Genomic DNA, 26,413 nt, shown 5'->3' on the forward strand with positions numbered 1-26,413 from the left:
GAGCAAGCTTTACTACGATCCACAAAGCTCTCAGGAGGAATTTAGCGGCTGGGGATTTGAGTTTAGTATGCGTGTCGTGCCGTTTACGGACGATCCAAACTCAAAGTCCAGTGATGGCTCAGTAGTCCCGCATGAGCCTTTTTGGGCGATATCTCTTATGCAAAATTTCGCCAAATACGTCTATAGCAGCAAAAAATGGTTCGAGGCTTATCATTTTATACCGACCAATTCTCCTCTGCGCCTTAATACCGATACTAAACTAGTAGGCGTCGTCTTCGCGCCAGATCCAGTACTAGGCGGTATAGATACGCCAAACGGTAGAGTCGAGTTTTTGCAGATGGTCGGCATTACGCAGAGCGAGCTAGACTGGCTACGCGAAGACCCGACCACGGGGCGCGTAGAGAAACTGATAAACGTGATGCGCAAGGATAATCCTTTGCTAATCACCGATTTAAAGCGAACGAAAGAATACGTTTGATTTAATTGCAATTAGATCGGCAAGGTAATTCTAACCTTGCCGGTGAGTAATGAGTCTGGAATTTGCTAGCCTCTACCGACTCTTTTTATCTCTTTTGCTATTAATTTCTAATTTATATATCCGATTTCTCATAAAAATCAGTAAAATTTAACCGACTTAGCTTTGTCTAAAAATCTCATCTTGCACAAACACGAAATGATTGGATTTGTAGCAACATATTTAGCTGATTTTTGGTTATACGCAAATGCGCTCAAATTTATTGGTTAATTTATAAAAAGCAAAATTACTCACGTACACTGCATAAAAAACGCGCTCACCTGCGTCCACTCGCACCAAAATACATATAAAATCCCACCGCTGCCAAACATCACCTCGCCTCCTTGCTCGCCGCTAGGAAGCCCGCTATCAAGCTGCATCAAAAACTCCATCTTTTCGCCGCATATCGGGCACGTCGGCACCGAGGCGCCCTGTATCCACGAGGGCTCGCCGCCGATGCGTGCGAGGTTTTGTCTACTGTTTGACATCCCCCAGTCCTGAGCCGCCCAGCGCGCCGGCGTGGGCACAAGTGTTACTTTGCACTCCTTTATCGGCTCGTCCTGCACGTATTCGACTTGCGTCCTTTCGCCGATACGCCGTGGCATACCCTGCGCGTCGTGCTCGTAAAAGACTATCTCGCCTTCGTTTACCTCTCTAACGTGAGCGGCGAGGATTAGGCGCGGCAGCGATCGCACGGGCAAGTCACGAGGCAGCGGGTCAAGCGTGATGAGATGAAATAGCGGATTTTGCGCATCGCCGTCCGCCTCGTCCAAAACCCCGCCGAGCTTATAGCTTACCTCGCCGCCCTCAAACCGCCAGGTCGGATGAAGCTTTGCCAGATGCGCCGCATAGGGTGCGCCGAAATAGCCGCGCGGAAAGATTATGTGATATACGCGCTGTCCGCAGTATCTTTTGAGGCTAAATTTCTCACCGCCAAAGCTTATTTCATCGTTCGGTGCTTTTTGTGATTTATCGGAGTTGGATTTGTTTGAGTTAGATTTAGAGTCATATTCGACTGCGCCAGCTTTAAGATTTTCGCTCGCTTCTGGCTTGAACACGTCTGCGTTAAATTTAACGGCGCTTGCCGCATCGCACGCTTCATTTAAATTTACGTTAGCTCGCGATACGTCGTGCTCATTCGCTTGCGGCGATGCCGAAGCGAGGCTGCCGGGCGCGTTTGACATCTGTGATAGATCGCACTCGCTCGTTTGGGTTTGCTTTTGGCGTTATATTATAGTGTTTTTGGGGTAGTATAAAATCTAAAAACTATGTTTTTGAAATTATTTTTAGCGGAATAATTTTATTGTAAAATAAGAATATCCTGAATATATTGTGACTAACGAAATATAGTATAATTTGTTAAAAAATCAATTTATTACTTGCAACTTAATTTTTAGCCAGATTTAGAATAATATAAAATTTAACTTACCACCTAATTATTGTGCTTTAAATTTTAAAGGATTGGAAGACCAATCCTTATTCATTAATCCATTTGGTTTCTGATATACGATGGCGTTTCTAGCATATTAGTTGCTTCTTCGCTATTGTATCCGCCACTAACCTTTAGTCTGCTGATTCTTTCATCTAAAATAGGATTTCTTGACTTTTTAAATGCAGCGTCGGGCGTAGAGGCTACGGGTGTAGGCCTTTCTTCCTCTTTGTCTCTAAAGCCGGTGGCTATTATAGTAACTTGAATTTTGTTATTCTCAAAATTTTCGTCGCTTGTTGTACCGAATATAATATCAGCATCATCATCTACAGCATTTTGTACTAGGCACATAGCTTCCTCTATATCACTGAAAGGAGAATCTGGATGATATTTAAAGTGTACCAGAACGCCCACTGCGCCGTTTATGGTAATGTCGCTTAGCAATGGAGATTGTATTGCATTTTTTATTGCTTCCTGGGCTGCGCCTTCACCTTCTGATTCGCCTATGCCAAGTAGTGCCATACCGCGGTGTTCCATGACTTTTTTGACGTCGGCAAAGTCAGAATTTATATCGCTATTTCCCGAATCAAGAACTATGGTACACATACCGCTGACGGCTCGAGCTAAAACGTTATCAACTATTTTAAAACTTTCTTTTATACCAGCTTTTTTGTCTATAAGGGATTTTAGTCTTTGGTTTGGTATCACAACTATAGAGTCGGACTCTTTTTTTAGCTCGTTAAGACCTTTTAGGGCTAGATTGTAGCGCTTTTTACCCTCAAAATCAAACGGCATAGTAACTACTGAGATTGTTAGAGCGCCGATCTCTTTAGCTGCCTGTGCTACTACCGGAGCTGCGCCTGTACCGGTACCGCCTCCAAGGCCTGATGCTATAAATACGATATCTGAGTACTCAAGCGTAGATTTGATCTCTTCGTAACTTTCCTGGGCGGCTTTGGTTCCTACGTCAGGATTCATACCAGCACCAAGACCTTTTGTAATCTTTTCTCCAAGCTGTAGTTTGGTAAAGGCCAAAGAGCTATCAAGTGCCTTTACATCGGTATTGGCGACTATTAGATCGATATCCATTTCATCGCCTTTTTCTCTAATAATATGATTTATCATATTTCCACCACCACCGCCTACGCCTACTACTTTTATCTTTGCGCCGTATGAAGGCTTTTTCTCTTCTACCATAAAGTTACCCATAGTTGATCCAATCTCCTTTTAAAATAGTTGTGTTATTTTATTCCAAATCACAGAAAAAATATTTGGCTTTTTTTCTTTTTTATTTAAATCTTCATTTAGTTCGTCTTGTAAAGTTCTGTCATCATCGATTCTTAAATCATCTATATAGTTATCATCTAGAGTGCTTCCTCTAAAGATTTTATTATCGACTTCTTCGATATTTTTTTTATCTTCGATTTTTACTCCATTGTCGTAGACTATATCTTTTAAAATCTTATTTTTTACTACAATCTCGTCTTTATATCGCATTTTCTTTTCAGAGTCGATTTCATAAGGCGTAAAGTAGCCTGCACCGTACATGCAAAGTCCGATCGCACAAGAATTTGCTGGATCTCTTAAAATTTCATATAGCCCTTCCATTTCCTTTGGTCTTGCTATTCGCACCGGCATATTGTCAAATACTGCTATAGCAAGCTCTCTGATGCCTTCAAGCTTAGTCATGCCGCCAGTAAGAACTACGCCTGCGGCTATTGAGTTTTTGTATCCGCTATCCTCGAGCATTTTTGCAAGTATCATTAGTGTCTCTTCGGCTCTTGCATATATGACGTTTGAAATAACGTCAAGAGATACTTCCTGCACCTTGCCATCTTCGTTAATAGGCGGGATCTCAACTAGTTCGTTGGCATTATTTAGCAAAATTCCGTAATTTAATTTTATATCTTCAGCTTTTAAAATAGGCGTATGAAGCGCTGCTGATAGATCATTGGTTATATTTGACGAACCTATGCCTAAAAATTCGTTATATCTTATCGAATTTCCGGAGTGAATTATCATATTGCAAGTTGCACCGCCCATATCTATAAATGCTACACCCAAATCTTTTTCATCTTGATTTAGCGTCGCGATAGCCGAAGCGTAGCTGGAAAGTACGATATTATCAGGCTCGACTCCAGCCAAATTTAACGCTTTTCTTAGATTGCTAAGAGATGACTTTTGCGCCATTATGATGTGCGTTTGCACCTCAAGCCTGCTACCGTTCATACCTAAAGGATCTTCTATATGCTCTTGATCGTCTACTTTAAAATTATAAGGAAGTATGTGTAGTTTTTCGTAGTCGCTATGTATCTGCGCTCTTCGCTCAGACTCAGACATTGAGCGTTGTATCTCTTTTATGCCTATTTCATACGTGGGAACGTTTACCACGCCGTTACTGTCAACGCTTTTTGTATAGGCTCCCGAGATTGAAACCACTACTTTTTCGTATCTTGTGCCGGCCACTCTTTGAGCGTCTATTAAAGCGCTTTTTATTGATTTTGATGCGAGTTCGATATTTGTTATTACGCCCTTTTTTATACCCTGAGTTTTTGCAGTTCCTATTCCGATTATTTTAAGTCCTGTTTCATCGTGCTGGCCTATCACAGCGCAAATTTGAACAGAACCTACGTCAATACCTAAAATTTTAGTACTCAAAACAGATGCCTTCTTATTTTTTTGTATAATAATTTGTTACTTGGTAACGCTTGGACAACATAGCTGTTAAATCCCTAATGAGCTCGTTATTTTTCAAGAAGCCTACATTTTGCGTTATTATCTCTTTATACTCTTTCTCTTTTTCGCTGTTTGTTAGCTTTTGCTCTACTATCTCGTAAACTACGGCTTTATCGCCGAGTACAACATAGCCTTTTTTGCCGCTTTTTTCAAAAAGGCGATTGACGAATATATTAAACTCGCCCTCGCTTAACCCGCCCTCGGCCTTCACGGTATCTCTACTAACAAATCCTATATCGGTACCTTGAAATCCTTTTTCAAGCAACTCTTTTGCTTTTGCTTCTGCGATTTCTTTCGTTTTTTGTTCTTTGTAAAGTTCTAAAATTTGATCCCTCGCTTCATCAAAGCTCATTACTCTCGGTGCTATGATCTCTTTTACCTTTACTATCATATAGCCGTCTTCGTATTCAAACGGCTTTAGGGTATCGCCTTTTTTTGCTAGTTTTAGCTCGTCCATCGGCAAGCTCGCATTATCTTCAAATGTAGCTATCGATGCATCTGCTTGTTTCTCGTCTTTCTTTATTTTTAGATACTCTTCAAGCGCGACTTTTTTGGTTTGTTTGAGATTGTAGTCTTTTAGTACTTCATCTTTAACAGCCTCAAATTCTTTTATTTTGTCGTCGCTACCTTTATATTCGTTTTTGTTTTCGTTGTAAAATTCCGTTAGTTCGTTAGTATTTGCATTGCTTGATATAACCGGGACAAATTTGGTATCAAGCTTAAATTCGGTCATGGTTTTGTATTCGTTTTTGTGCTCTTCCCAGAGTTTTTTTAGTGCATCTTCATCTATTTTTATTTCGTCTGCGCCAGCCTCTACGACTTTCATAGAGATTTTATCCTGCATCAAAAAGCTAGCCGTTAGCATATCTATATCTTGAGCGTTTGCGGGTAAATTTATAGCATGTCTTAGCTTATCTAAAAGTATTACGTTTTTTAGGCTCTCCTCGTATTCGCTTTCAGTAGTTCTGGCTCTTTTTAAAGTATTTTTGTAAAGCTCTTTGTCAAATTCACCGTTCGAGTGGAAATTTTGATCTGCAATGATGTATTTTACTATATCTTCGTCGTTTACGCCCAGCCCCAAGTCATCTGCGAAATTTAAAAGCATAGCATCGTTTACTAACGCCTCTAAAGCTAAATTTTCTATGCCTAGCTCACTTGCCTTTTCGTCGCTTAACTGTCCGTCAAAAAGCTGGCTATAGTACGCATGAAGCTGACCGTATCTGTTTTGAAACTCTTGGATACTTATATTTCTGTGCCCGACCTTAGCTACCGAGCTAGCTCTGCTTGCATTTAGATCGTATGCTCCCCATCCGACGAAGCCCGCTCCGACGAAGGCTATCGTGCTTACCCAGATCGTCACGACGAGGTATTTTCTATGCTTTTGCATCCAAGTTATCATCTAATTCCTTCAAATTTATAAAAATTTTATGCATTATTTTACTGAAATATCGTAAATATCACCTTAAAAACGCGCTTTTTATCGATAAAATTTCAAAAAAATTAACATTTTTAAAGACGTTAGTTTCGTTCAGATTCGTAAAGGCGAGCTATGCTTAGCAATTTGCACGTATTTTCAAGGATCGCGACGTCTTTTGCCAGCTGATACGGAGTCCTGCTGTGTACGTATACGCCGTATCCTTTGATAACCATTATGTTAGTTTTATTCTCTAACATATAGCGATAAATTTCCGTATCCGCGCGCTCATACCAGTCGTCAAACTGTTTTGGATCATAGATCGGGATCTCGTGATGTTTGATATAACCAAAAAAATCCCTCGGACGGATAAAAGAATGCCCCAAAGTATAAGCTGTTAGATAAGGTGGCATGGCATAACAGATATATTTGGCTTCGTTTATATTTTTGTATATATTTAGGTGGATGTCCGCGTCTATGCTCGCATCGTTCCAGCGATAATCCCTTTTTGAGTTTAGCATTATGAGATCTTCTTCTTTGAGATTATCAAAAATCGTCGTTCTTTTATTTATCAAAAAAGAGTCGTGCTGAATTCTAGCTGAAATAGAGCCGTGAAAGACGCCGAAAAAGTTTTTTCTAAACATCGAAAGAGCGATGTTGCTGATCTCGCTTGCGCAGTATTTTAAGTCCATTTTAACCTTTTATAAACTTTTTTTGTTATTATACACAAAAAATAAAGGCTAAATTTGAACTCCCCACACGTTCCCGTGCTACTTAATGAAGTTTTGCAAGCTTTTGAGGATATAAAAAGCGGCGTGATTGTCGATTGTACGCTCGGATACGGCGGGCATTCTAGCGCGATTTTAGAGCAAAATCAAAACGTAAATTTGATAGCCTGCGATCAAGATGAAGAAGCAATCAAATTTAGCTCCGAAAGACTTAAAAAATTTGGCCAAAGAGCGCAAATTTTTAAGAGCAAATTTTCAGAAATTTTGGGCAAAGTAGAACAATCTCAAATCCGCGGTATCCTGGCCGACATCGGCGTTTCGTCGTTGCAGCTCGATAAAAACGAGCGCGGCTTTGGACTAAAGAGCGAAAATTTAGATATGCGTATGGATGCGCAGGCTAAAATTTCAGCTTACGACGTTGTAAATTCTTATAGTGCGCGTGAGCTAGAGCGTATATTTGCTGACTACGGCGAGCTACCTAGTCCGGCCAAATTTGCCGCCAAAATCATAGAAGCCAGGCAAAGCGGCGAGATAAAAAGCGCCGAACGCCTCGCGCAAATAATCGGCCTAAAGGGCGTAAACGGGCGCAGCGTTAGCGCGGCGACGTTAGCTTTTCAAGCGATCAGAATAGAAGTCAACAACGAGCTAGGCGAACTGCAAAATTTGCTACAAAGCATCGAGGATTCGCAGATCGACGAGTGTATCGTGGCAATAATCAGCTTTCATTCGCTAGAAGATCGTATCGTAAAAAATAAATTTAGGCAGTGGGCGCAAAGCTGCATTTGTCCGCCGCAAGCTCTAAGATGCACGTGCGGAGGGGATAACGCGCTAGGTAAAATAGTCAGTAAAAAGGCAATAACGCCAAGCGCTGCCGAAGTCAAGTCAAATCCGCGCTCAAGCTGCGCGAAAATGAGGATTTTTAAAATTTCAAGAGGTAAAAATGCAAGATAAAAATGAGCTTTTAGAGTTTAGCGGCGAGCAAAAAAAGGAACGAAATTTAGACTATAAAACGTTAGCGACGGCGTATCTGGGGCTTTTTATCGCGCTTGCTTTGTTTTTGCCTAAAATTTACATCACAAATCAAATTTATTACATTAGCCGCGAAATCGGCGATCTAAGCGGCAAACGCGACGTCTTGCTCGAAGAAAATAGAGAGCTTCGCTTGAAACTCGAGCGAATGAAATACAAAAATCAAATTTTAGACCCGCTTATCTTGCAATAACTAAATCCCGGCTTCAGACTGCGCGACTAGGCGCTCTAGGACGTATTGCTCCAAGTCTTTGCGCGGGATCTCGTTTTTGACCGCTTCGTTGTAGATCATCTCGACTTTTGTGGAGTATTTTTCGTAGCTAAAATACGGAAAATGCACGCTCCAGGCCTTTTTTATAAGCTCTTTACTCACGGCTTTTCTCGCCCAAATTTTAAACATATCAAAGCCGATAAAAACGGCTGAAGTGCCCACTACCGCGCTAACGATCGAGAGGTGAAAGTCGAGTTTGGTAAAAAGGTGGTGCGTCAAAAGCAGTAAAATAAAAAACACGACAAAACACAAAAGCCCGTAAACTAGGTAAGTTCTTGCATAGCGAAATTTAAAATTTAGCTTAGCAGGATCTACTAACATGCCTTCGTTAAAAAGGCAGTTAGCCTCGAGCAGATCGCGAAACAGCACTGGTTGCTTCGAGATAACAAAGATATTTTCTAGGATTAAATTTTTAAACGCGTTATTTTTCATATTTATGATTATCCTTAAATTTAGCCTCAATTATAGCAAAAACTTCGTAATCCAAGCTAAAATTTGGCCTTAAAGCAACGCTTTTTTAAGAGTATTTGAGCTAAAATTACTTAAATTTTAAGGAGAAAAAATGAACGGAATAGTATATCTAAACGGCGAATTTATAGACGCAGCAGCGGCTAAAGTTAGCGCATTTGACCGCGGATTTATCTTTGGCGACGGCATCTACGAGGTGGTGCCCGTGCTAAACGGACGGCTCGTGGATAGGGATGATTTTTGGGAGAGATTTGAGAGAAGCCTAGCTGCGATCGAGCTAAGCTTGCCGCTTTCAAAGAGCGATTTTCAGGGAGTTTTAGAGGAAGTAGTCTGGCGAAATAACCTAAAAGAAGGCGGCGTTTATATGCAGATCACCCGCGGCGTCGCCGATAGGGATTTTAAATTTATAAAAGGCTTAAAGCCAACTTGTTTCGTCTTTTGCTACGAAAAAGATATCGTCTCAAACCCTGACGCGGCGACCGGTATCGAGGTCGTTAGCGTCGAGGATATCCGCTGGAAGCGCCGCGACATCAAGTCCACCTCGCTTTTGGCGCAGTGCTATGCCAAAGAACAAGCCGTAAAAGCCGGCGCCTACGAAGGCTTTATGGTCGAAAACGGTTTTGTGACCGAGGCGACTAGCTCGTCTGCTTTTATCATAAAAGATAACGTCCTGATAACTAAGCCGCTTTCAAACGAGATTTTGCCTGGTATCCGCCGCAAGGTGATTTTAGGTTTTGCCGAAAAGGCGGGGCTTGAGATCAGACAGCGACCGTTTACGATGCAAGACGTTTACGATGCCGACGAGGTGTTTATCTCGGCTGCGACGCTACCGATATTGCCCGTCGTCAGGGCCGACGGCAAGCCGATAAACGGCGGCAAAGTCGGTAAATACGTACCTATGCTAAGGCAAATGTATATAGATAGAATCAAAAAAGAGGCCGGACTTTAGGCTAAATTTGGCGTTTAAGCCCGCCTTGAGTTTTACATGGTGCGGCTAAAATTTGCTGAATTTGGCGTCTAGCTTTCAAGGGTGTTTTTGGAAAATTTGGTCGTCAAATTTGACGCGATGTGTGTTAAATTTAAGCCCAAATTCGTCAAATTTGGCTTAACCAATCGGCGGTAAATTTGCCGTCCGAAGCGTTAGTAAATTTGAACCAAAATAACGCTTGCCAACCATCAAATTTCGGAACTAACGATGAAAAATAAACCCAAAATTTTAATCAGCGCTTGTTTGCTCGGCGAAAACTGCAAATATAACGGCGGCAATAACGCAGATGCTATCTCTGCGGACACGCTCGATAAACTAGATCAAATTTACGAGCTCGTAGCCGTTTGTCCGGAGTATCTGGGCGGGCTAACGACCCCGCGCGAACCTGCCGAAATTTGCTCAAACGGACGGGTGATGACTAAATTTAGCGGCCGCGACGTTACGCGAGAGTTTCTTTCGGGCGCGCAAATTTGCGCCGATATCGCCCGTAAAAACGATTGCAAAATCGCGGTTTTAAAAGAGCGAAGCCCAAGCTGCGGAAGCGGCGAAATTTATGACGGAAGCTTTACTGGGCGGATCGTTAGCGGCGACGGCCTAACAACATCGGCTCTAAAAAAACTTGGCGTTCGCGTCGTCGGCGAAAGCGCGCTTTTAGAGCTAAATTTGGAAAAAGAAGCGCAAAATGGCCAAGTGGATAAACATTAAAGATATAGCTGGCAGTGCGAAATTTTACGCCGGAGCGGCGATTAGAATAATGCCCGTGCCGCGCGGGCTGGAGGAGGGAAATTTTATCCCTGAAGGCGGGCTTGTTTACCTTGTCTCAGGCAATGCTTCAGATAAGAGTTATTTTAACTGCGTCTGCCTAAGCCCGGGCGAAGAAGGAAACGTGATCTACCACCTCGAGCGAAATGCTAACTGCGTGCTTGGAAGCGAGATCAAGCGGATGTTTGAAAGCGAATTGCAAGAGGCGTTTATAAGTAAAAGAATTAAGATCGCGGTAAATTAAGCAGCAGGGGTTTGTTGGCAAAATTTGCTAGCTAGCGGCGCAAAAGTTGTTATAAATTTGTGCGTATCAAATTTCTAGTGAGACTTTGGAAAAATTACCGCTTGAAATTTTATCTAAATTTTTCGGTAAGATTTTCGGAGGCTTTAGGCTTGGTATAATCAAATCGTAGCCAAATTTGGCAAGCAAAACGTAGCCATGAAACAAACGACAAGAATGGAAGCAAATTTGCGAGCGGCGTAAAATTTGTAAAAACGGTAAAAAATATGGGCGACGGCAAAACAGCAAATCGCCGCCCTAAATTTAAAAAACGGCAGGTCAAATTTTATCGTCGTCCGTCTGGCTTGCGCAAAATTTACGAACTATAAAACGCAGGCTAAACCAATACCGCGTCTTTTCGGCGTCAAATTTAACCGCCCAGCCCATACCAAAGCTAAATTTAGCAAACAACAAAAAGGGTGGCGAGCCTCTCGCAATCGCTTGCAAATTTTTGCCAAATATCAAAAAGCACGTAAACGCGAAAATGACCCGCTTACCGAAATCAAACCGCCGAATTTAATCCTGTTTTTGCTAAAAACGTAGCTGAACTTGACGGCAAATTTAATTCCGGTTTAGCTCAAATTTGCCACAGAAGCGATAGATTTTTCGTGTCGTCTGCCTTAAATTTTACGCCAAAAAGCGGCAAAGCAAAATTTATTCGCACCTTCTTGATTGTAGCTTAAATTTACGGTCTGCGACGCCTCGCTACCAGCCAAAAAATAACGATAAATTTGAGCTGTTTTCACTCAAATTTATCGTCAAAACTACTGTCAAATTTATCTCAAATGCCCAAACTCAGGCCTATACTCAAAGTGCATCGTGTCAAAGCTCACCCAGCGCCCGCCCCAGATAAAGCCGTGCTTTTCAAAGACGCGCACGATCTCCTCGGGGATTTGATTGCGGTAGCGGCCGTCCTTGCTCCAGCGCCAGTAGTCGCTCTTGTCGGTGTTTATGTCGATCGCGATGCCGTAGGAGTGGGAGCTCTTGCGCTTTGTGCCTTCGATCACGCGCCAGTTAAACGTACCTGATGGATTATCGAGAAATTTTAGTAGCTCGGGTTTTTGCAGGGCCAGCGCGTCAAGTTCGTTTGAAACAGCTTGCAGAGCAGCTGCTGCGCCGTTTTTGGAGTTAAATTTAAACGTCTTGCCGCCGTGATTTTTTAGCCAAACGACGTCGGTTAAATTTGCCTTCACTTCCGCCTCGCTCGCGCCGTAAATTTTATCCAAAAGCTCGTAGTTTCGGTATCTGCCAGCGTCATTGCTAGGTAGAGCTAGAGGCTTAAATAGCGGATAAGGCTGCGCAAAAGTATCCTCGACGTCGGCAAGGTTTAGCAGGTGCGCCGTATCTTTTGTCTCGCCGTCGTCAAATTTAATTTTACTGCCGTCAGCGAAAATCACCTCGTTGCCGACGATTTTTACACCGTAAGCTTTTTCGATCGCCGATTTTTTCGCACGCTGCGCCTCCTCGCCGCTAGCCACTTCAAAGGTATTCATGGAGTTTATCCGCGAAACCAGCAAACGTTTTGGATCGATATCGGAGACATCCGAGCCGATTTTTAGCGTCGTAATCGCTATGCCGCCGATCATGGCTCTGCCGTTATCTTTCGTGCGGATGCCCCAGACGTCGTGCACGGCGAGCGGTTCGTCGCCGCGCATACCCGCGTAGAGCATGATGTGCCCGTTCATGTGAAATAGCGTTCTATACGGCACGGCTTGCGTTTTGATGACACGCAGTTTTTCTTCCGCGCTTAAATTTGCTAAGCTCACGACCTTGCCGATTTGGCCTTGAGCCTTTGAGTTTCGCGGCAACCACACGCCAAAGCTACCGAGGAAATCCTGCAAAAACAGCGAGCAGTCGCGCTTACCGCCGAACCCACCCCAGCCGTAGCTTTGCCCGAGCAGCGATGATGCCAGCGTTCTTACGTTTTCGTCGCTAAATTTAAGCGGGAAGCGGCTCGCGTTTTGCTTTGATATCTCGTAGTTTTTTAGCCCGTTTTGGGTCTGGATTTTGCCGTAAAATTTAAACTGATCCTCGCTTTGAAACGGCAAAATCGCGCCTATACGCCCGTAAAATAAAAAGTTGCCGTTTTTGTCGTATACGGGCTCTTCGTCTTTAATGATGCTTAGAAATTTAGAGTTTTTTAGCTCGCGCACGCCGTCCGCGCTTAGAATTTTGATTTCGGTCGATTTCACCCAGGCCCATGCGGCGTCGCTACCTACGAACGCCCACGCGCCGTCGGCCGAAAAGTGCGAAACGTAAAGCGGATATCCGATGGAGACGAAAGATAGCTGGGCGTAGTCAAACGGCAGCCCTTCGCCTGCGCGCACGGGATTATAAAGTACGGCCTCGTCGGTCGGTAGATTTCGCAGACTCGCGTTTGCCGTCGTTACTGCGGGCAAAGAAACCTTGCCAAAGCTCTCTACGCTAGCGTTTTTGCGCACTTTTTCAAACCATTCGTTTGGTATTTTGCGCATATTTGAGAAATAATACTGCCTTTTTGCCGTATTTTTATAGTAATCTAGCGCCCAAAAAGCGTCTTTTGCGGTGGTTGAAGGCGCTTTTAGATCAAGCGCGCTAAAGCGTTTTTGCAGTAGCATTTCGCCGCTACTTTGAGCCTCAAAAGGCAGTATCGGCAGCGCATTTGCATTTTGATCGACGTCAAATTTTAGATAACTGATGTGGCCTAAATTTTCATCCGAGCTCTCCTCGGGCATGTCGTATGCGGGCGCGGCGTTAGCGCCTTGATCGGGTAAATTTACCGCGCCCTGGGTATCTTTTGACGATGCACAGCCGCCTAGCATCGCTAACGCCGTCGCTACGGAAAATATAAATTTGTAAAATTTCAATCTAGCTCCTTAAAAATAAGCTATAATTTTACAAAAAATTAGGGAAATTTGTGTTAAACCAGCTGCTAGACATCTTAAAAAAATCAAATGTCTTTCTCACCGGGCGTGGCGGCGTGGGCAAAAGCCACCTCACGCAAGCGGTCATAAAGCACTATAAAAGCGATCTAAAAAACGTCGTGGTGCTGGGCAGCACCGGCATCGCGGCGGTAAACGTCGGCGGAGTGAGCGTGCATAGTTTTTTTAAATTCGGCATTTGCTCAAGCCTTGAGGAGCTACGCGGCTACGACCGCAAACAGCGTGGGAAACTTGGCGAACTAAAAAAGATGCTCGACGTCTGCGATCTCATCGTGATAGACGAGATCTCGATGATCAGCGCGGGGCTGATGGATATGATTTATTACCGCTTGATGAGCTCGCGATTCGTCGGGCGCGTGATGCTCGTGGGCGACTTTTATCAGCTGCCGCCCGTGCGAAAAAACGGCGATGACGGCAACTCGCTGTTTAAATTTCTTTATGCTTTTAACTCTAGCTCGTGGCATGAATTTGAGTTTAAAAATATCGAACTGGTCGTCTCAAAACGTACGAAAGACAAGAAATTTTACGATATCTTATCCATGCTTCGCGTCGGGCGGCTGAGCCCCGAGGTGTTTGCATATATCGAAAATTTACGCGTGCCAATCGTGCAGGTAGATGACGATACGAGCGTGCTTTTCGGGCGAAACTACGAAGCGGACGAGCTAAATAACAAGATGCTCTCTAAGCTACCGACGCCGCTTGAAAGAGCCGAAGCGCTAGTGGAAATTTATGATGAAAATTTAAATGAAAACGCGCTGAATCGCTGGATCGCAAACCTTTACGCGCCTGAAATTTTAAACATAAAAATCGGCGCGAAAGTTATATTTACCGTAAATAAATGGGGCGAGTATTATAACGGCGAGCGCGGGCAGATAATGCAAATTTTAAAAGAAAACGGCGAGATAAAAAGCGTCATCGTACAAAAAGCTAACGGTGAGATCGTCGAGGTGGAGCGAGCGAGATTTGATATGAGCGAGTTTGTGATGGCTGGCGAGCATCTCGAGGAGCGCGCGAGGGCGTCTTTAACTCAGTTTCCGCTAAAGCTAGCCTACGCGATCACGATCCATAAATCCCAAGGCATGAGCATCGAAAATTTAGTGTGCGACCTAAATCACATCTTTGCCAACGGGCAGCTCTACGTCGCGCTCTCGCGGGCGATCGATCCAAAAAAACTGAAGATATTTTACGGCAAAAGTCGGCCGTTTAGAGAGTATTTGCAAAGCGTCGTTAAAATAGACGAAGAGGTCGAGAAATTCTATCTTGAAAACAAATTTGAAAACATTAAGGAAGACGTATGAAAAAGATTTTTGCGCTGGCTTTTGCCGCGGTTATGGCCTTTGCCGAGACGTTAAATATCGATAATTTTGAAACCGATCTATACTCCAGAGACGCCAAAAGCTCGATCAAAAAAGTAAGCGTGAGCCTGCGTCTAGAGGGGCGCGACGTCGCGGATAACGAAGCATACGTGCTTGACGCGCTAAACGTCGTTATCGGTAGCTTTTACGTCGAGGATCTGCTAACTTCGCTCGGCAAGGAAAAATTTAAAGAAACTCTTGTTAAATACACCGCCAAAAAGCACTCGATCGATATCGACGAGGTGCTCATTATCTCGCTAAAAACCGTGCGCGAACCAAATATCGAAGAGCTGCTTGAAGCGCTAAAAAACGTCAAAACTACGGGCTCAAAAAGATCGCAAAAAGAGCAGGTCGAGGATATCTTGCGAGGAAATAAAAGCCAGCTTAAGCCGATGGATTTAAATCAGATAGATGATTTTGGCAAGGATTTTGGCGAGCGGTAAAAATTTGGGATTAAATTTATAAATTTTATACACCGAGACTCGGGTCTCGGCGGTGCTATAAGCTTTTTCTTTTTCTTTGGGAGAGAAAGAGGTTCTGCTTACGGTCTGCTTGTAGCTACAAGCGAAGCGGTCTCAAGCCCGTAGGGCGACGGTAGCGAACGTAGTGAAGCTAAAGTAGAGCGTCGCCTTTCTTTGCTTCGGCTTTGCCTCGCAACTGCCAAAAGCAGACCCTCTCCCATCTGCTTGCAGCTGCTAGCGTAGCGACGCAGAAGCCCTCTCCAACCCCACTACACGTGAGAAGTTGTGCGCTACGTGCAGGTTAAATTTAGCTCTTTCGCGCCTCGCGTTTTTAAATTTACGTTTTCAAGATGAGGGTCTCGGTGGGTAAAATTTAAAAACAGATTTTTACAAAATTTTACTTCAAATTTGAACAAAAGGCGATAAGGCGAAGTATTTTGTAGAAACATTTTGCTTTGCAAAAACGCTACGCTTGTTTTGAGATGGATTTGAATGTTGTGAAGTAAAAATGAGCAAGGCCAACCACGTAGGTTGCCGCAGCGATATTTTTGCAAACTCATTCAAAACCAGCGTAGCGACGCCGCAGGCGGGGTTTCTATAAAGACGCCCAAAAGACAAGCCGCTTTTTGCTAAAAGTTTATTGGTTTATAACGTCATAATACGACGGTATCACCGGCGTCAGCAAATCATCGCTTATCTTAAAATCTTTTTTCGTGTTGCTTAGCGTGATTTTGATTTTATTGCCAAGCTTATCCTCGTAGTCGATCCTTGTCGGGATGTAGTTTTTGACGGTGATTAGATACTCTACACCGTCGTATTTGGCTTTGTAGAGAGTGTCGGTGATCTTAACCGCGTTTCTAACGACGTCGATTAGATTGGGCGCCTTTTCAAATTTAGAGATGATCGCTTGCTCGAGGGCATCCTCGATCACGACTACGCGGTTTTTATCAAAGTAGATTTTTTTAGGTGTCGGGCGCTCGTAGATCCAGTAGGCGCGGTTGTTACTTTTTGCGTAAAATTTACCGAAATAATCGACCGTTTCGTTCTCACTCGTGATGGTTTGCACGAAGTCGCTTTGAAGCGTGACGAAATTTAACGTAACTCCGAAAGCCGAGGCGCAAAAGAGCAAAAATGCTAAAATTTTTTTCATATATTTTCCTTTATCGGGCTAAATTCTAGCTAAGTTTAAATAATAAAATGTTAAAATCCAAGCTTTAACAAAATTTAAAAAGGCTAAAAATGATAACGGCGTTTATGCAGAAGGTATTCGGCACGAAAAACGACAGAGAAGTAAAAAAATATTTCAAACGAGTCGCCTACATAAACTCGCTCGAGAGCAAATATCAAGCGATGAGCGACGATGAGCTAAAGGCAAAATTTAACGAATTTAAAGCACAGGTACAAAACGGAGAAAAGAGCCAGGACGAGCTGCTAGACGATGTGTTCGCCATCGTGCGCGAGGTCGGTAAAAGGACGCTAAATATGCGCCATTTCGACGTTCAGCTAATCGGCGGCATGGTGCTAAACGACGGCAAGATCGCCGAGATGAAAACGGGCGAAGGTAAAACCCTCGTGGCAAGCTTGCCCGTCGTGCTAAACGCGATGAGCGGCAAGGGAGTGCACGTCGTGACCGTAAACGACTACCTCGCCAAACGCGACGCGACGCAAATGGGCGAAATTTATAAATTTCTAGGCCTTAGCGTCGGCGTGATACTAGGCGGCGAATACGACGACGCAGTGCGAAAAGCCGCATACGATAGCGATATCACGTACGGTACGAATAACGAATTTGGCTTTGACTACCTACGCGACAATATGAAAATGGATTTCAAAGACAAGGTGCAAAGAGAGCACAACTTCGTCATCGTGGACGAGGTCGATAGTATCCTTATCGACGAAGCCAGGACTCCGCTCATTATCTCGGGTCCTACGAATCGCACGCTAGACGGCTACATCAAAGCAAACGAGGTCGCGCGCCAGATGAAGCGCGGCGAACCGCCTGCGACTCTGCAAGAAAAAGCCACGGGCGACTTTACCGTCGATGAGAAAAACCGCACGATAGCGATCACCGAAGAAGGCATCTCAAAGGCTGAAAAGCTCTTTGGCGTGGCAAATCTATATGACATGGAAAACGCGATTTTGAGCCATCACCTAGACCAAGCTCTAAAAGCGCACAATCTCTTTGAAAAGGACGTGCACTACGTCGTTCGCGACGGGCAAGTCGTCATCGTCGACGAATTTACGGGACGTCTTAGCGAAGGACGAAGATTTAGCGAGGGCTTACACCAAGCGCTCGAGGCTAAAGAGGGCGTAAAGATCCAAGAGGAGAGCCAAACTCTAGCCGATATTACATTTCAAAACTACTTTAGGCTTTACAAAAAACTATCGGGCATGACGGGTACGGCGCAGACGGAGGCGACCGAGTTTTCGCAAATTTACAAGCTTGATGTCGTTTCGATCCCGACAAACGTTCCGGTAATAAGAAAAGACAACAACGATCTCATCTATAAAACCGAAAATGAGAAATTTAAAGCCGTGATCGACGAGATCAAAAAGGCTCACGACCGCGGTCAGCCCGTACTTGTGGGTACCGCCTCGATCGAAAAGAGCGAAAAACTGCATAACCTGCTTGTAAAAGAGAAAATCCCGCACTCCGTGCTAAACGCCAAAAACCACGAAAAAGAGGCCGAGATCATCGCTCAGGCCGGCGCTCGCGGCGCAGTTACGATCGCGACGAATATGGCTGGACGCGGCGTAGATATCCGCATCGACGACGAGGTGCGAAACTTAGGCGGTCTATACATCATCGGCACCGAAAGGCACGAAAGCCGCCGTATCGACAACCAGCTTCGAGGCCGCTCCGGACGTCAGGGCGATCCTGGAGTGAGCCGCTTTTATCTAAGCCTCGAGGATAATTTGCTTCGAATATTTGGCAGCGACCGCATCAAGGCGATAATGACGCGTCTAGGTATCGAAGAGGGCGAAAGCATCGACTCAAAAATGGTCACAAGAGCTGTCGAAAACGCACAAAAAAAGGTCGAGAGCCTGCATTTTGAAGCGCGAAAACATATCCTCGAGTACGACGACGTCGCAAATGAGCAGAGAAAAACGGTGTATAAATTTAGAAACGAGCTACTTGATCCAAATTTCGAAGTCGGCGAAAAGATTAAGCAAAATCGCGCCGAATTTGTCGAGCATCTGCTAGCTCAAGCTGAAATTTACGCAGGCGAGCCAAAGAGCGAATACAACCTCGAAAAACTAAGCTCCGTGATAATCTCAAACGGCGCGCTAATGCAGCCTGACGAGCTAAAAGATCTCGACTACGCCGAGCTTGCGGAGAAGATAACGGCCAAATTTGAAGCCGACTACGAAGAAAAAATGGGCGTCATAGGCGCTGATCAGCGCAGATACCTAGAAAAGGTGCTTTGCCTGCAGGTGCTAGACACCGCATGGCGCGAACATCTATATCAGATGGACATCCTAAAAACCGGCATCGGACTGCGCGGCTACAATCAAAAAGACCCGCTCACCGAGTATAAAAAAGAGAGCTTTAACCTCTTTATGGAGCTCGTTAGTCGCATCAAATTTGAGAGTATCAAGATACTAACAGCCGTGCGCCTAAGCTTCTCTGAGCCTAGTGAGTCTGCGCCGCAAGAAGCGCAAGATAGCGAGACTGCCCGTGCACCCGAGAGCGAAGAAAAGCCTGGTAAAAAAGTATCGCGAAACGACCCGTGCCCGTGCGGAAGCGGTAAAAAATACAAAGACTGCCACGGCAAGAGCGGCCCTAAAAAAGGAGCTTTTGCTGAGGATTGGGACAAAATTTAGCTTTGGCGTTTTGGCGGCGGTTTGCTAAATTTAGCATTTAAATTTGCCACCTTTTTGAAGCGGCGCGGAATCGTAACGTAAATTTAAAACGCTTAGCTTTTTCAAGCGGGTTTTAAAATTTGACGTCAAATTTGCACGGATATTCAAATTTGAATTTTAGCTCGCGCTCGGCGCAAATTTAAAATAAGATCAAGCGACGCAAAAATAGCGAGCAAGCCAAAGTCCAAATTTAAACAACGGAAAATCAAATGAGCCTAACCAAATATCTACTTTTCAAATATCTACGGTTTGACAAAACCCAGCCCTTTATCATGCTTTCAGCGCTGCTAGCGTTTCTAGGTGTGGGCGTCGGGCTCATGGTGCTCATCGTTGCGATGGCGATCATGAACGGCTTTGACAAAGAATTTGAGCGCAAACTTTTTACTATGAACTACCCGATCACGATCCTCTCCGCCATACGCGGCAACATCGACGAGAGCGACGTTAGCGAACTAAAACAGAAGTTTCCCAATCTTAAATTTAGCCCATACATCATGAGTCAAGTTATCATAAAGGGGGCGAATAGCTTTGAGGGCGGACTGCTTTTTGGCGTAAATTCAGCCGACGAAAAGCAGATAAACTCAGTCGTTGCGGCCGGCCTTGAGGACCGCGAGCTTGACGGATACGGCCTGCTCGTAGGTCAAGGCGTCAAAAACGAGATGATGATAAACGAAAATGACAAACTCACGCTCATTTTTACCAAAAATGACCCGAGCGGCTTTGCTCTAACGCCCAAAATGAAGCGCTTTGACGTCGTGAGCTCGTTTAGCTCGGGGCTTGTGGCCTACGATAAAAGCTATCTATACACGAGCGTGGAGGCGCTGCGTAAGATACTTGAGTACGATGAGGGCAAATTTGACGGCATACATGTGTTTTCAGACGATCCGTTCGCCGATATCGAAAAGATCTCGCGCGAGCTACGGCTAGGACAAAAAGCCATCGGCTGGTGGCAGCAAAACGGTAACTTTTTCTCTGCTTTGGCTCTCGAAAAACGCGCGCTTTTCATCGTTTTGATGCTCATCATCCTAGTTGCCTCACTAAATATCGTAAGCTCGCTGCTCATGACCGTCATGAATCGCCGCCAGGAGATCGCGTTACTACTCTCGCTGGGCGCTAGCAAGGCCGAGATCAAAAAGAGCTTTTTTGCGCTGGGAGCCACGATAGGTGGAGGTGGGATAGTGTTTGGACTCGTGCTCGGGCTCTTTGGCGTATGGCTACTCGGTAGCTTTGATATCGTAAATTTGCCAGCCGACGTTTACGGCAGCGCGAAGCTTCCTATGGAGTTATCTTTGCTCGATCTTGTTATGATTTTGGTCGGAGCGGTCGTTATAGTGGCGTTTTCGTCGTTTTACCCTGCTAAAAAAGCCGCGCAAATAAACGTACTTGAGACGCTTAGGAATGAATAAATCGGCATTTTAGCCGAAATGCTTTTGGGTTAAATTTGAGCGAATAAAAATTTGCTGTTTTGACCGCGCTGGCTCGTCTATTTTTTGAATTATATAAAAAGCGGCGAAATTTTATTTATATAAAAATACGCCGCTTTAAATTATTTTCGTTCGAGTTTTTATTCTCGCGCGTGTAAATTTTTAAATTTAAGCCGCCGTCGGCGTCAAATTTGCCCTCCAAACTAGAAATTGTACATCGTGTAAGGTATCCGCAACCAAGTAGTAGCCGTAAGTTTGCCTATGTTTTTTATACTGCAACGGTTGCTAAATTTACTTACGTCATTTAGAAAAGCTATGCTTAAGGTTGGTGCTTATGCTAAATTTACGCCATATTTTGCTGCTATTTTGAAAGTTATTATATTAATTTGCAAGCAAAAATTTGAGACCCTTTAAGATATAATGCTCAAAATTTAATCCAAATTTGGGGAGAAAAATGACGAATTTCGAGTATGCGCGCCGCATTGACGAGGCTGCAGGGCTGGATCTTGATTTAGATTGCAAAGAGATAGATCTGCAGGATAAGTTTTACGGACTTTTTCAGTGCTTTATGCCCGATGGCATCGGTATAGAAACGGTGTTTGCGCCGCTGCAAAACGGCACCGAGCTGCAAGCGCGCATAATGCCGATCTACACAGCCACGGCGCAGCAGACGCAAGAGGCGTTTGGTCGGGGCGTGGCGCCGGGGTATTTTTGTCCACCGCAGGATCCGAAATTTGATGACGAAGGACTTAAGAGCCTAGCTTTAGCGCACGTTCGAAATTTAAAAATTTTTGCCGAGTTTCTCGGCAATGACGAGCTTTTAAAAATGCTTGACGAAATAAAATCCGCGCGCGTGCAGGAGAGCTCTGATCTCGCAGATCACGAAGGTGGGCTTGCGGACGCCTTATGCGGGGCGAGTGGATGATAGATTCGCCTAAGCTTGATGTGAAGCTATGGGTGCTCAGCGAGGCGTACTATTCGATCGACTGCGACTACCTTCTGTCGGCGTATTTGCAGTATCCAAACTACGCGCAAAGGCCACAAGAGGACTTTTTAAAGCCCTATTTCGAGCTATATCTAGCGGGGCGGAAGGTCGCGTTTGAGCAGAGTCAAGTCGTGGTTTTTATGCGCTAAATTTACGCAGACAAGGAAACTAAATGCAAACGGACGCTTTTGGCCGGCTAAAATTTGAGCTCTGCGAATACCTAAGGCTCTATGATACGGGACTAAAAGCTGGCAAACGAGTATCTAAAGGGCACCGTTGGTAAATTTAAAAGCGAATTTAGCCAGACGCAGCGGAACTACGCACTGGGTGAGCTCTGCTGCGAAATTTTAGACGAAAGCAAAAGCGAGCTAAAAAATCTAAAAAACCGCGGCAACGGCGAGCTGCCATTTCGGCTCGGCGAGCTAGTCGGCGAGTATCTAAAAGGGTGCTGCGACGCAGGCGAGATGCCGCATCTACGCTGGGCGCATCAGATTTACATGCGCGGTTTGCATGAGCTTGGTGGGGACGAGCTTTTGCGCCGTGCATACCGCCATGAGCGCTGCGACGAGCGAACTGTGGAGCTATACTTTTGCATGCTACTAGACGCGCTAGACTGGGGTGCGCACCACTTTCCAGATGGCTGCCTGATCGAGCGCTCATACTATGAGCAACTAACCCGCGAAGCTCGTGACGCAAGATAAAAACACGAGATAAGCGCGCGGCTAAATTTAGAGTTTGAATACTTCGTAAAGCTTTACGAATGTTATTTTGAGTTTAAGTCTCGCGGCGGCAAGGTTGATTTTTACGTGCTGTGCGAAAAGGCGAGGCTAAATTTCGCGCCTGCAAAGTCTTTTTATTATGAGTAGCGAGGGGCTTTGAATTTGACCATATGCAAATTTAAACAAGCGACGAATTTACGGCCCAAAATTTGGCGTTTAGTTAGTCGCAAACGATACGCCAAATTTTAAAATTTAAACAAAAACAGCTCGCTTTAAATTTTAGCTCAAATTTATCTCGCGTGCCGCAAATTTTACAAAATGCTCAAATTTACTTCTACGCCGCTATATTTTGCAGATTTTCAAAGCTAAACACGTTTAGCCCGTTTTTGTACTCGTAGCTTAGAGTTAGCTTATGAGCTTTGATTATATTTTCGACGATGTAGAGCCCCAGACCAAAGCTCTTTTGCGCACTTTCGCCTTTGGTAAAGGGCTCGACGTAGTGGCGTAGCTCCTTTGACAGCCGCTCGCCTTCGTTGATAAATTTGATAGATTCGCGCGTGATCGTGATATTTACGTGCTTATTGGGGGAGTATTTTAGCGCGTTATCGATCATATTTTTGGCGGCGATCGCTAGCAACTTAAAGTCCGCGTTTAGGTTCACGTCCTCTAGCTTGCTGATCGTAACCTGTCCGGGATCTACCATAGCGATATCCAGTGCCTCGTCGATGATGTCGTCGATACGGCAAATTTTGGTGTTATTTAGCGCGATGTTTGACGTGACTTGCTCGACGGCAGCAAATTCGTTTATGAGATTTTCGAGTTTTATAAACACCGACACCAGCCGCTCTTGGTTTTTGCTTTTTTCGATCATTTCGGCAGCTAGGCGGCCTTTGGTGATCGGAGTTTTTAGCTCGTGCATTATGTTTCTTAAAAATAGCTTGCGCGACGCGTTTAAATTTTTGATCTGGGACACCGCGTCGTAAAACGCCTCCGCAACCTCGGAAATCTCGTCGTTACCGCTACTTACGTTTTGCACCTCGTCGATCTCGCCCGCGGCAAATTTGGCTATCTGGCGCTTTAGTTTTCTTAGCGGTTTTAGCTTTCTGATAACAAAAACGTAAGCGGCCAGAAGTATGATCGCAACTAGCAAAAAGATAATCTTGATGATGTCGTAGCGGTATGGTTGATAGTCGTTATCCTTTAAAAGCAGGATTTTATCCACGTGCTGGACTTTTAGATAGTGGTGATTTTGATAGATCATGATGGCGCTAGAGCCGATATCTGCGGAGATCTCCTCAAGCACGGTTGCGTTTGCCAGGATCTCCTCTTTTTGCTGTTCGTTCGTGATCTCAGGCATCTTAAAGTCGCCCGTTTGACGCTCGTACTCTTTTTCGTTTATGATACCGCTCATTAAAAAGAGCTGATTTCTAGCGATCGTAGAGTACTTGGCGTTTAGCTCTCGTGCATAGTTTTGCTTGTCGTAGTCCATCAACCACAAAAATGCGAGAAATATGCTCGTAAGCGCAAGCGCAAAGATAAAAGTGATAGTGTAAAAAACCGATGAGCGTTTCATTTGCGGGGCTTTACGTCAAATTTACTGCATTAGCTTGTAGCCGATGCCGCGGATAGCGTGGATGTATTTTGGCTCTTTGGGGTCGTCGCCTAGCTTGCCTCTGATTCGGCCTATGATGACGTCGATGCTCTTGTTCGTCGAGTCCTCGCTGATACTCGCGCAGTTGTAGATAAACTCCTCGCGCGTGATGGCGCCGCCTTCTTTTTGAAGCATGTATTTTAGGATGTCGTACTCCGCTGCGGTCAAATTTAACGGCTCGCCTTTTAGCGTGATGACGTGTTTAAAATCATCTACCGCGATGTCTTTTTCGCGTGCGCTCTCTTTTGTACCACTTAAATTTGCGCCCGATACCGCGCTTTGGCGGCGCAGGTGGCTTTTGATACGAGCTAGCAGCTCCTGCGGGTCGTAAGGCTTTGGCAGATAGTCGTCCGCACCGTTGTCTAGGGCGTTTACTTTGTCGGTGATATCGTGGCGCGCGCTTGAGATGATGATAGGCACGTCGTGGCGTTTGCGAATCTCTTTGCATACTTCTAGGCCGTCAAGTCCCGGCAGCGTGAGATCTAAGATCACGAGGTCAAATTTTTCTACGTTTAGCGTCGAGAGCCCGATATACGGCTCCTCCGCCGTCGTTACGCTCATATCGCTTTTTGCTAAAAACTCGGTCAAAATTTCCGCCAGCTCCAGGTCATCTTCTATCATCAGAATTTTTATCATTTTATGTCCTTTTGGGGATTATAGCGAGTTTTGACTAAATTTTTAATGGCGGCCGCGGCTTGTTTTTTGTTGCGCTGCGCTTGCAACCTACATACGAGCGCTTTTGTTAAGCTTGGTAAAATTTGACCAAACTAAGACGCTCAAATTTGAAACTAGAAATTTATTCAGGTCAAATTTAAAATGATAGAGCGTCAAATTTGACTGGTAAAATTTGGAAAATTTAAAAGAAAAGGCGCAGTTGCCCGCGCCTTAAATGTAGAAATTATTTTATAACAAGACCCTGGAAAAGTCCGCCGCGATTAACCCAAACGAGGGTCTTTTTGCCCTTCGTGCTTGCTAGGGCCTTGTTAAAGTCATCCATGTTTTTGATATTTTCCTCGGCGATTTGGATGATGATGTCGCCTTTTTCAAAGCCGATTTTTTCGGCATTTGAGCCAGCTTTTACGTCTGTTACTAGGATGCCTGTAGCATCAGGGGCTAGGCGGTATTTATACCTTGCGTTATCGTCGATCGCCGTGACGCTAAGGCCCTCGATCGCCGTGCCGTTTTTTGCCGCCGGGGTGTTTGTTTTTGTATTGGCATTAGCTAGTTTTATCTTGGCGGTTTCGATTTTGCCAGAGCGCTCGTAGGTTAGCGTGATCTCTTTGTTTGGAGCTAGCGAGCCGATGAGATTTTTTAGATCGTTGGCGTTTTTGATCTCTTTATCGTCGATTTTGATAACGAGGTCGCCTCGTTTTAGTCCTGCGGCATCGGCAGGAAGGCCGCTTTCTACGCTGCTAATGAGCGCGCCTTCTTTGTTTTTGTAGATCTCTTTTTGCTCTTCGTTGAGATTTGCTATCATCACGCCGATATATCCGCGCTCGATCTTGCCGTCTTCGATGAGTTTTTTGGCGATATCTTTAGTCATATTTGACGGGATGGCAAAGCCGATGCCGTTGTTGCCGCCACTGCGGCTAAGTATGGCTGAGTTTATGCCCACTAGATAGCCGCGGCTATCGACTAGCGCGCCGCCCGAGTTGCCTGGGTTTATCGAGGCGTCTGTCTGGATGAAATTTTCGTATTGATTAAGGCCGATGTTGTCTTTGTTTAGGCCGGAAACTATGCCTTGAGTGATACTGCCGCCTACGCCGAACGGATTTCCGATGGCAAAAACTATATCTCCTTCCATTAGCTTAGCCGAGTCGGCAAAAGGTATGGCTTTTAGCTCTTTGGCGTCTATTTTGATGATGGCTAAGTCGGTTTTAGGGTCGGTGCCGACGATTTTAGCTTTGTACTCTTTGTCGCTATCTAGCAGCGTGACTACGATCTCGTCGCTATCTTCTACGACGTGGTTGTTTGTTACGATGTAGCCGTCGCTAGATATGACGACGCCAGATCCTAGCGAGCTGCTTTTTTGTTTTTCTTGAGGTATGTTAAACTGAAATCCAAAAAAGTCTTTAAAAAACGGATCGCTAAACATATCGTTCATGTCTGCGACGTTGCTGCTGACGGTTTTTGTGGTGGAGATATTTACGACCGATTTTTTAGCGTCGGCAATAGAGCTGTTGTAGGACAGCACGACATTTTTGTTAAATTCCGGATTTATTCTAGTAAAATCCTCTGCGGGTTCGTTAAAATTTATGCTTGCGGCAAAGATCGCGCAAGAAGTAGCCAAAGATAATATCATTATCTTTTTCATTGCTTTTCCTTTTGATAAAATTTTTTCAAAGCGCGATTATAAGGCGTTAAGCTCAACGTAAAGTTAATTATTCTTTAAGTCGTTTAAAATCGTTTCGTTT

General features: G+C 44.6%; 25 protein-coding genes. 13 read left to right on the top strand and 12 right to left on the bottom strand.

Translation table 11 applies throughout. The features are described 5' to 3' along the window. The coding region (locus Q0386_RS00120; RefSeq protein WP_299025354.1) for a suppressor of fused domain protein at positions 1-478 on the top strand (478 nt) is incomplete at its 5' end. Positions 479-765: 287 nt separating this feature from the next. On the opposite strand, the gene Q0386_RS00125 is transcribed toward Q0386_RS00120, so the two are convergent. From Q0386_RS00125 to Q0386_RS00145, 5 genes are all read right to left on the bottom strand, one after another. After that, the gene (locus Q0386_RS00125; RefSeq protein WP_299025357.1) at positions 766-1,698 is read right to left on the bottom strand and encodes a hypothetical protein; all 933 of its coding nucleotides are present in this window, start codon (positions 1,696-1,698) and stop codon (positions 766-768) included. 299 nt (positions 1,699-1,997) lie between these two features. After that, entirely contained in the window at positions 1,998-3,152 is a 1,155-nt protein-coding gene (gene ftsZ / locus Q0386_RS00130) for a cell division protein FtsZ (RefSeq protein ID WP_299025360.1), read from the bottom strand. A gap of 18 nt (positions 3,153-3,170) precedes the next feature. Continuing rightward, entirely contained in the window at positions 3,171-4,601 is a 1,431-nt protein-coding gene (gene ftsA, locus Q0386_RS00135) for a cell division protein FtsA (protein ID WP_002948629.1), read from the bottom strand. Positions 4,602-4,614: 13 nt separating this feature from the next. Then, positions 4,615-6,078, bottom strand: a complete 1,464-nt coding sequence (locus Q0386_RS00140) for a peptidylprolyl isomerase (RefSeq protein WP_299025364.1) — start codon at positions 6,076-6,078, stop codon at positions 4,615-4,617. 119 nt (positions 6,079-6,197) lie between these two features. Next, positions 6,198-6,785, bottom strand: a complete 588-nt coding sequence (locus Q0386_RS00145) for a class II aldolase and adducin N-terminal domain-containing protein (protein ID WP_299025367.1) — start codon at positions 6,783-6,785, stop codon at positions 6,198-6,200. Between the two features lie 54 nt (positions 6,786-6,839). On the opposite strand from Q0386_RS00145, the gene rsmH reads away from it, so the two are divergent. After that, positions 6,840-7,772 (top strand): 16S rRNA (cytosine(1402)-N(4))-methyltransferase RsmH, encoded by a 933-nt coding sequence (rsmH, locus tag Q0386_RS00150; RefSeq protein ID WP_299025370.1) that lies wholly within the window; start codon positions 6,840-6,842, stop codon positions 7,770-7,772. Continuing rightward, positions 7,762-8,043: a hypothetical protein gene (locus Q0386_RS00155; protein WP_299025373.1), complete on the top strand. Its 282-nt coding sequence runs from the start codon at positions 7,762-7,764 to the stop codon at positions 8,041-8,043. Before rsmH ends, Q0386_RS00155 begins: the two co-directional genes overlap by 11 nt. On the opposite strand, the gene Q0386_RS00160 is transcribed toward Q0386_RS00155, so the two are convergent. Beyond that, complete coding sequence (locus tag Q0386_RS00160) at positions 8,044-8,553, bottom strand: hypothetical protein (RefSeq protein ID WP_299025376.1); 510 nt, start codon at positions 8,551-8,553, stop codon at positions 8,044-8,046. A gap of 130 nt (positions 8,554-8,683) precedes the next feature. Between Q0386_RS00160 and Q0386_RS00165 the strand changes: the two genes are divergently transcribed. The 3 genes from Q0386_RS00165 to Q0386_RS00175 all read left to right on the top strand — a co-directional run bounded on the left by Q0386_RS00165 (position 8,684) and on the right by Q0386_RS00175 (position 10,583). After that, the gene (locus tag Q0386_RS00165; RefSeq protein WP_299025379.1) at positions 8,684-9,538 is read left to right on the top strand and encodes a D-amino-acid transaminase; all 855 of its coding nucleotides are present in this window, start codon (positions 8,684-8,686) and stop codon (positions 9,536-9,538) included. 246 nt (positions 9,539-9,784) lie between these two features. Beyond that, positions 9,785-10,282 carry a DUF523 domain-containing protein gene (locus tag Q0386_RS00170; protein WP_299025382.1) on the top strand — a complete coding sequence of 166 codons (498 nt, stop codon included), beginning with the start codon at positions 9,785-9,787 and terminating at the stop codon, positions 10,280-10,282. Beyond that, a complete protein-coding gene (locus Q0386_RS00175; RefSeq protein WP_299025387.1) occupies positions 10,260-10,583 on the top strand; it encodes a hypothetical protein in 324 nt (107 codons plus the stop codon). The genes Q0386_RS00170 and Q0386_RS00175 overlap by 23 nt, the downstream gene beginning before the upstream one ends. A 315-nt stretch (positions 10,584-10,898) precedes the next feature. Here Q0386_RS00175 and Q0386_RS00180 read toward each other — a convergent pair whose 3' ends face one another. After that, complete coding sequence (locus tag Q0386_RS00180; RefSeq protein WP_299025390.1) at positions 10,899-11,066, bottom strand: hypothetical protein; 168 nt, start codon at positions 11,064-11,066, stop codon at positions 10,899-10,901. Positions 11,067-11,395: 329 nt separating this feature from the next. Further along, entirely contained in the window at positions 11,396-13,465 is a 2,070-nt protein-coding gene (locus tag Q0386_RS00185; RefSeq protein ID WP_299025393.1) for a M15 family metallopeptidase, read from the bottom strand. A 50-nt stretch (positions 13,466-13,515) separates the two neighbouring features. Here Q0386_RS00185 and Q0386_RS00190 point away from each other — a divergent pair, with 50 nt between their 5' ends. Both Q0386_RS00190 and Q0386_RS00195 read left to right on the top strand, forming a co-directional pair. Next, entirely contained in the window at positions 13,516-14,838 is a 1,323-nt protein-coding gene (locus tag Q0386_RS00190; protein ID WP_299025396.1) for an ATP-dependent RecD-like DNA helicase, read from the top strand. After that, the gene (locus Q0386_RS00195; protein WP_299025401.1) at positions 14,835-15,338 is read left to right on the top strand and encodes a hypothetical protein; all 504 of its coding nucleotides are present in this window, start codon (positions 14,835-14,837) and stop codon (positions 15,336-15,338) included. The genes Q0386_RS00190 and Q0386_RS00195 overlap by 4 nt, the downstream gene beginning before the upstream one ends. A gap of 655 nt (positions 15,339-15,993) precedes the next feature. Here Q0386_RS00195 and lolA read toward each other — a convergent pair. Beyond that, entirely contained in the window at positions 15,994-16,506 is a 513-nt protein-coding gene (lolA, locus tag Q0386_RS00200) for a LolA-like outer membrane lipoprotein chaperone (protein WP_004321189.1), read from the bottom strand. Positions 16,507-16,595: 89 nt separating this feature from the next. Between lolA and secA the strand changes: the two genes are divergently transcribed. The 5 genes from secA to Q0386_RS00225 all read left to right on the top strand — a co-directional run bounded on the left by secA (position 16,596) and on the right by Q0386_RS00225 (position 22,330). Next, entirely contained in the window at positions 16,596-19,181 is a 2,586-nt protein-coding gene (gene secA / locus Q0386_RS00205; RefSeq protein ID WP_299025404.1) for a preprotein translocase subunit SecA, read from the top strand. 248 nt (positions 19,182-19,429) lie between these two features. Then, positions 19,430-20,626 carry an ABC transporter permease gene (locus Q0386_RS00210; protein WP_299025406.1) on the top strand — a complete coding sequence of 399 codons (1,197 nt, stop codon included), beginning with the start codon at positions 19,430-19,432 and terminating at the stop codon, positions 20,624-20,626. A gap of 472 nt (positions 20,627-21,098) precedes the next feature. Next, positions 21,099-21,569, top strand: a complete 471-nt coding sequence (locus tag Q0386_RS00215; protein ID WP_299025409.1) for a hypothetical protein — start codon at positions 21,099-21,101, stop codon at positions 21,567-21,569. Then, positions 21,566-21,778: a sodium:solute symporter gene (locus tag Q0386_RS00220; protein ID WP_298055556.1), complete on the top strand. Its 213-nt coding sequence runs from the start codon at positions 21,566-21,568 to the stop codon at positions 21,776-21,778. Before Q0386_RS00215 ends, Q0386_RS00220 begins: the two co-directional genes overlap by 4 nt. Before the next feature lie 315 nt (positions 21,779-22,093). Further along, positions 22,094-22,330 carry a hypothetical protein gene (locus Q0386_RS00225; protein ID WP_298055553.1) on the top strand — a complete coding sequence of 79 codons (237 nt, stop codon included), beginning with the start codon at positions 22,094-22,096 and terminating at the stop codon, positions 22,328-22,330. A 352-nt stretch (positions 22,331-22,682) separates the two neighbouring features. Here Q0386_RS00225 and Q0386_RS00230 read toward each other — a convergent pair whose 3' ends face one another. From Q0386_RS00230 to Q0386_RS00240, 3 genes are all read right to left on the bottom strand, one after another. Next, positions 22,683-23,921 carry an ArsS family sensor histidine kinase gene (locus tag Q0386_RS00230; RefSeq protein ID WP_299025414.1) on the bottom strand — a complete coding sequence of 413 codons (1,239 nt, stop codon included), beginning with the start codon at positions 23,919-23,921 and terminating at the stop codon, positions 22,683-22,685. A 21-nt stretch (positions 23,922-23,942) separates the two neighbouring features. Then, positions 23,943-24,635 (bottom strand): response regulator transcription factor, encoded by a 693-nt coding sequence (locus Q0386_RS00235; protein ID WP_299025417.1) that lies wholly within the window; start codon positions 24,633-24,635, stop codon positions 23,943-23,945. A 262-nt stretch (positions 24,636-24,897) separates the two neighbouring features. After that, positions 24,898-26,313, bottom strand: coding sequence for a Do family serine endopeptidase (locus Q0386_RS00240; protein ID WP_299025419.1), 1,416 nt, complete (start codon positions 26,311-26,313; stop codon positions 24,898-24,900). Between the last annotated feature and the right edge of the window lie 100 nt (positions 26,314-26,413).

Source organism: uncultured Campylobacter sp., assembly GCF_938045625.1.
Classification (GTDB): domain Bacteria; phylum Campylobacterota; class Campylobacteria; order Campylobacterales; family Campylobacteraceae; genus Campylobacter_A.

Excerpts from the sequence above, each read along its gene's own strand:
- ftsZ (WP_299025360.1), bottom strand. The coding sequence starts at position 3,152 with ATGGGTAACTTTATGGTAGAAGAGAAAAAGCCTTCATACGGCGCAAAG.
- Q0386_RS00155 (WP_299025373.1), top strand. The coding sequence starts at position 7,762 with ATGCAAGATAAAAATGAGCTTTTAGAGTTTAGCGGCGAGCAAAAAAAG.
- Q0386_RS00175 (WP_299025387.1), top strand. The coding sequence starts at position 10,260 with ATGGCCAAGTGGATAAACATTAAAGATATAGCTGGCAGTGCGAAATTT.
- Q0386_RS00210 (WP_299025406.1), top strand. The coding sequence starts at position 19,430 with ATGAGCCTAACCAAATATCTACTTTTCAAATATCTACGGTTTGACAAA.
- Q0386_RS00225 (WP_298055553.1), top strand. The coding sequence starts at position 22,094 with ATGCCGCATCTACGCTGGGCGCATCAGATTTACATGCGCGGTTTGCAT.
- lolA (WP_004321189.1), bottom strand. The coding sequence starts at position 16,506 with ATGAAAAAAATTTTAGCATTTTTGCTCTTTTGCGCCTCGGCTTTCGGA.
- secA (WP_299025404.1), top strand. The coding sequence starts at position 16,596 with ATGATAACGGCGTTTATGCAGAAGGTATTCGGCACGAAAAACGACAGA.
- Q0386_RS00195 (WP_299025401.1), top strand. The coding sequence starts at position 14,835 with ATGAAAAAGATTTTTGCGCTGGCTTTTGCCGCGGTTATGGCCTTTGCC.
- Q0386_RS00165 (WP_299025379.1), top strand. The coding sequence starts at position 8,684 with ATGAACGGAATAGTATATCTAAACGGCGAATTTATAGACGCAGCAGCG.
- Q0386_RS00170 (WP_299025382.1), top strand. The coding sequence starts at position 9,785 with ATGAAAAATAAACCCAAAATTTTAATCAGCGCTTGTTTGCTCGGCGAA.
- Q0386_RS00235 (WP_299025417.1), bottom strand. The coding sequence starts at position 24,635 with ATGATAAAAATTCTGATGATAGAAGATGACCTGGAGCTGGCGGAAATT.
- Q0386_RS00145 (WP_299025367.1), bottom strand. The coding sequence starts at position 6,785 with ATGGACTTAAAATACTGCGCAAGCGAGATCAGCAACATCGCTCTTTCG.
- Q0386_RS00230 (WP_299025414.1), bottom strand. The coding sequence starts at position 23,921 with ATGAAACGCTCATCGGTTTTTTACACTATCACTTTTATCTTTGCGCTT.
- Q0386_RS00160 (WP_299025376.1), bottom strand. The coding sequence starts at position 8,553 with ATGAAAAATAACGCGTTTAAAAATTTAATCCTAGAAAATATCTTTGTT.
- Q0386_RS00125 (WP_299025357.1), bottom strand. The coding sequence starts at position 1,698 with ATGTCAAACGCGCCCGGCAGCCTCGCTTCGGCATCGCCGCAAGCGAAT.
- Q0386_RS00140 (WP_299025364.1), bottom strand. The coding sequence starts at position 6,078 with ATGATAACTTGGATGCAAAAGCATAGAAAATACCTCGTCGTGACGATC.
- Q0386_RS00215 (WP_299025409.1), top strand. The coding sequence starts at position 21,099 with ATGACGAATTTCGAGTATGCGCGCCGCATTGACGAGGCTGCAGGGCTG.
- Q0386_RS00240 (WP_299025419.1), bottom strand. The coding sequence starts at position 26,313 with ATGAAAAAGATAATGATATTATCTTTGGCTACTTCTTGCGCGATCTTT.
- Q0386_RS00220 (WP_298055556.1), top strand. The coding sequence starts at position 21,566 with ATGATAGATTCGCCTAAGCTTGATGTGAAGCTATGGGTGCTCAGCGAG.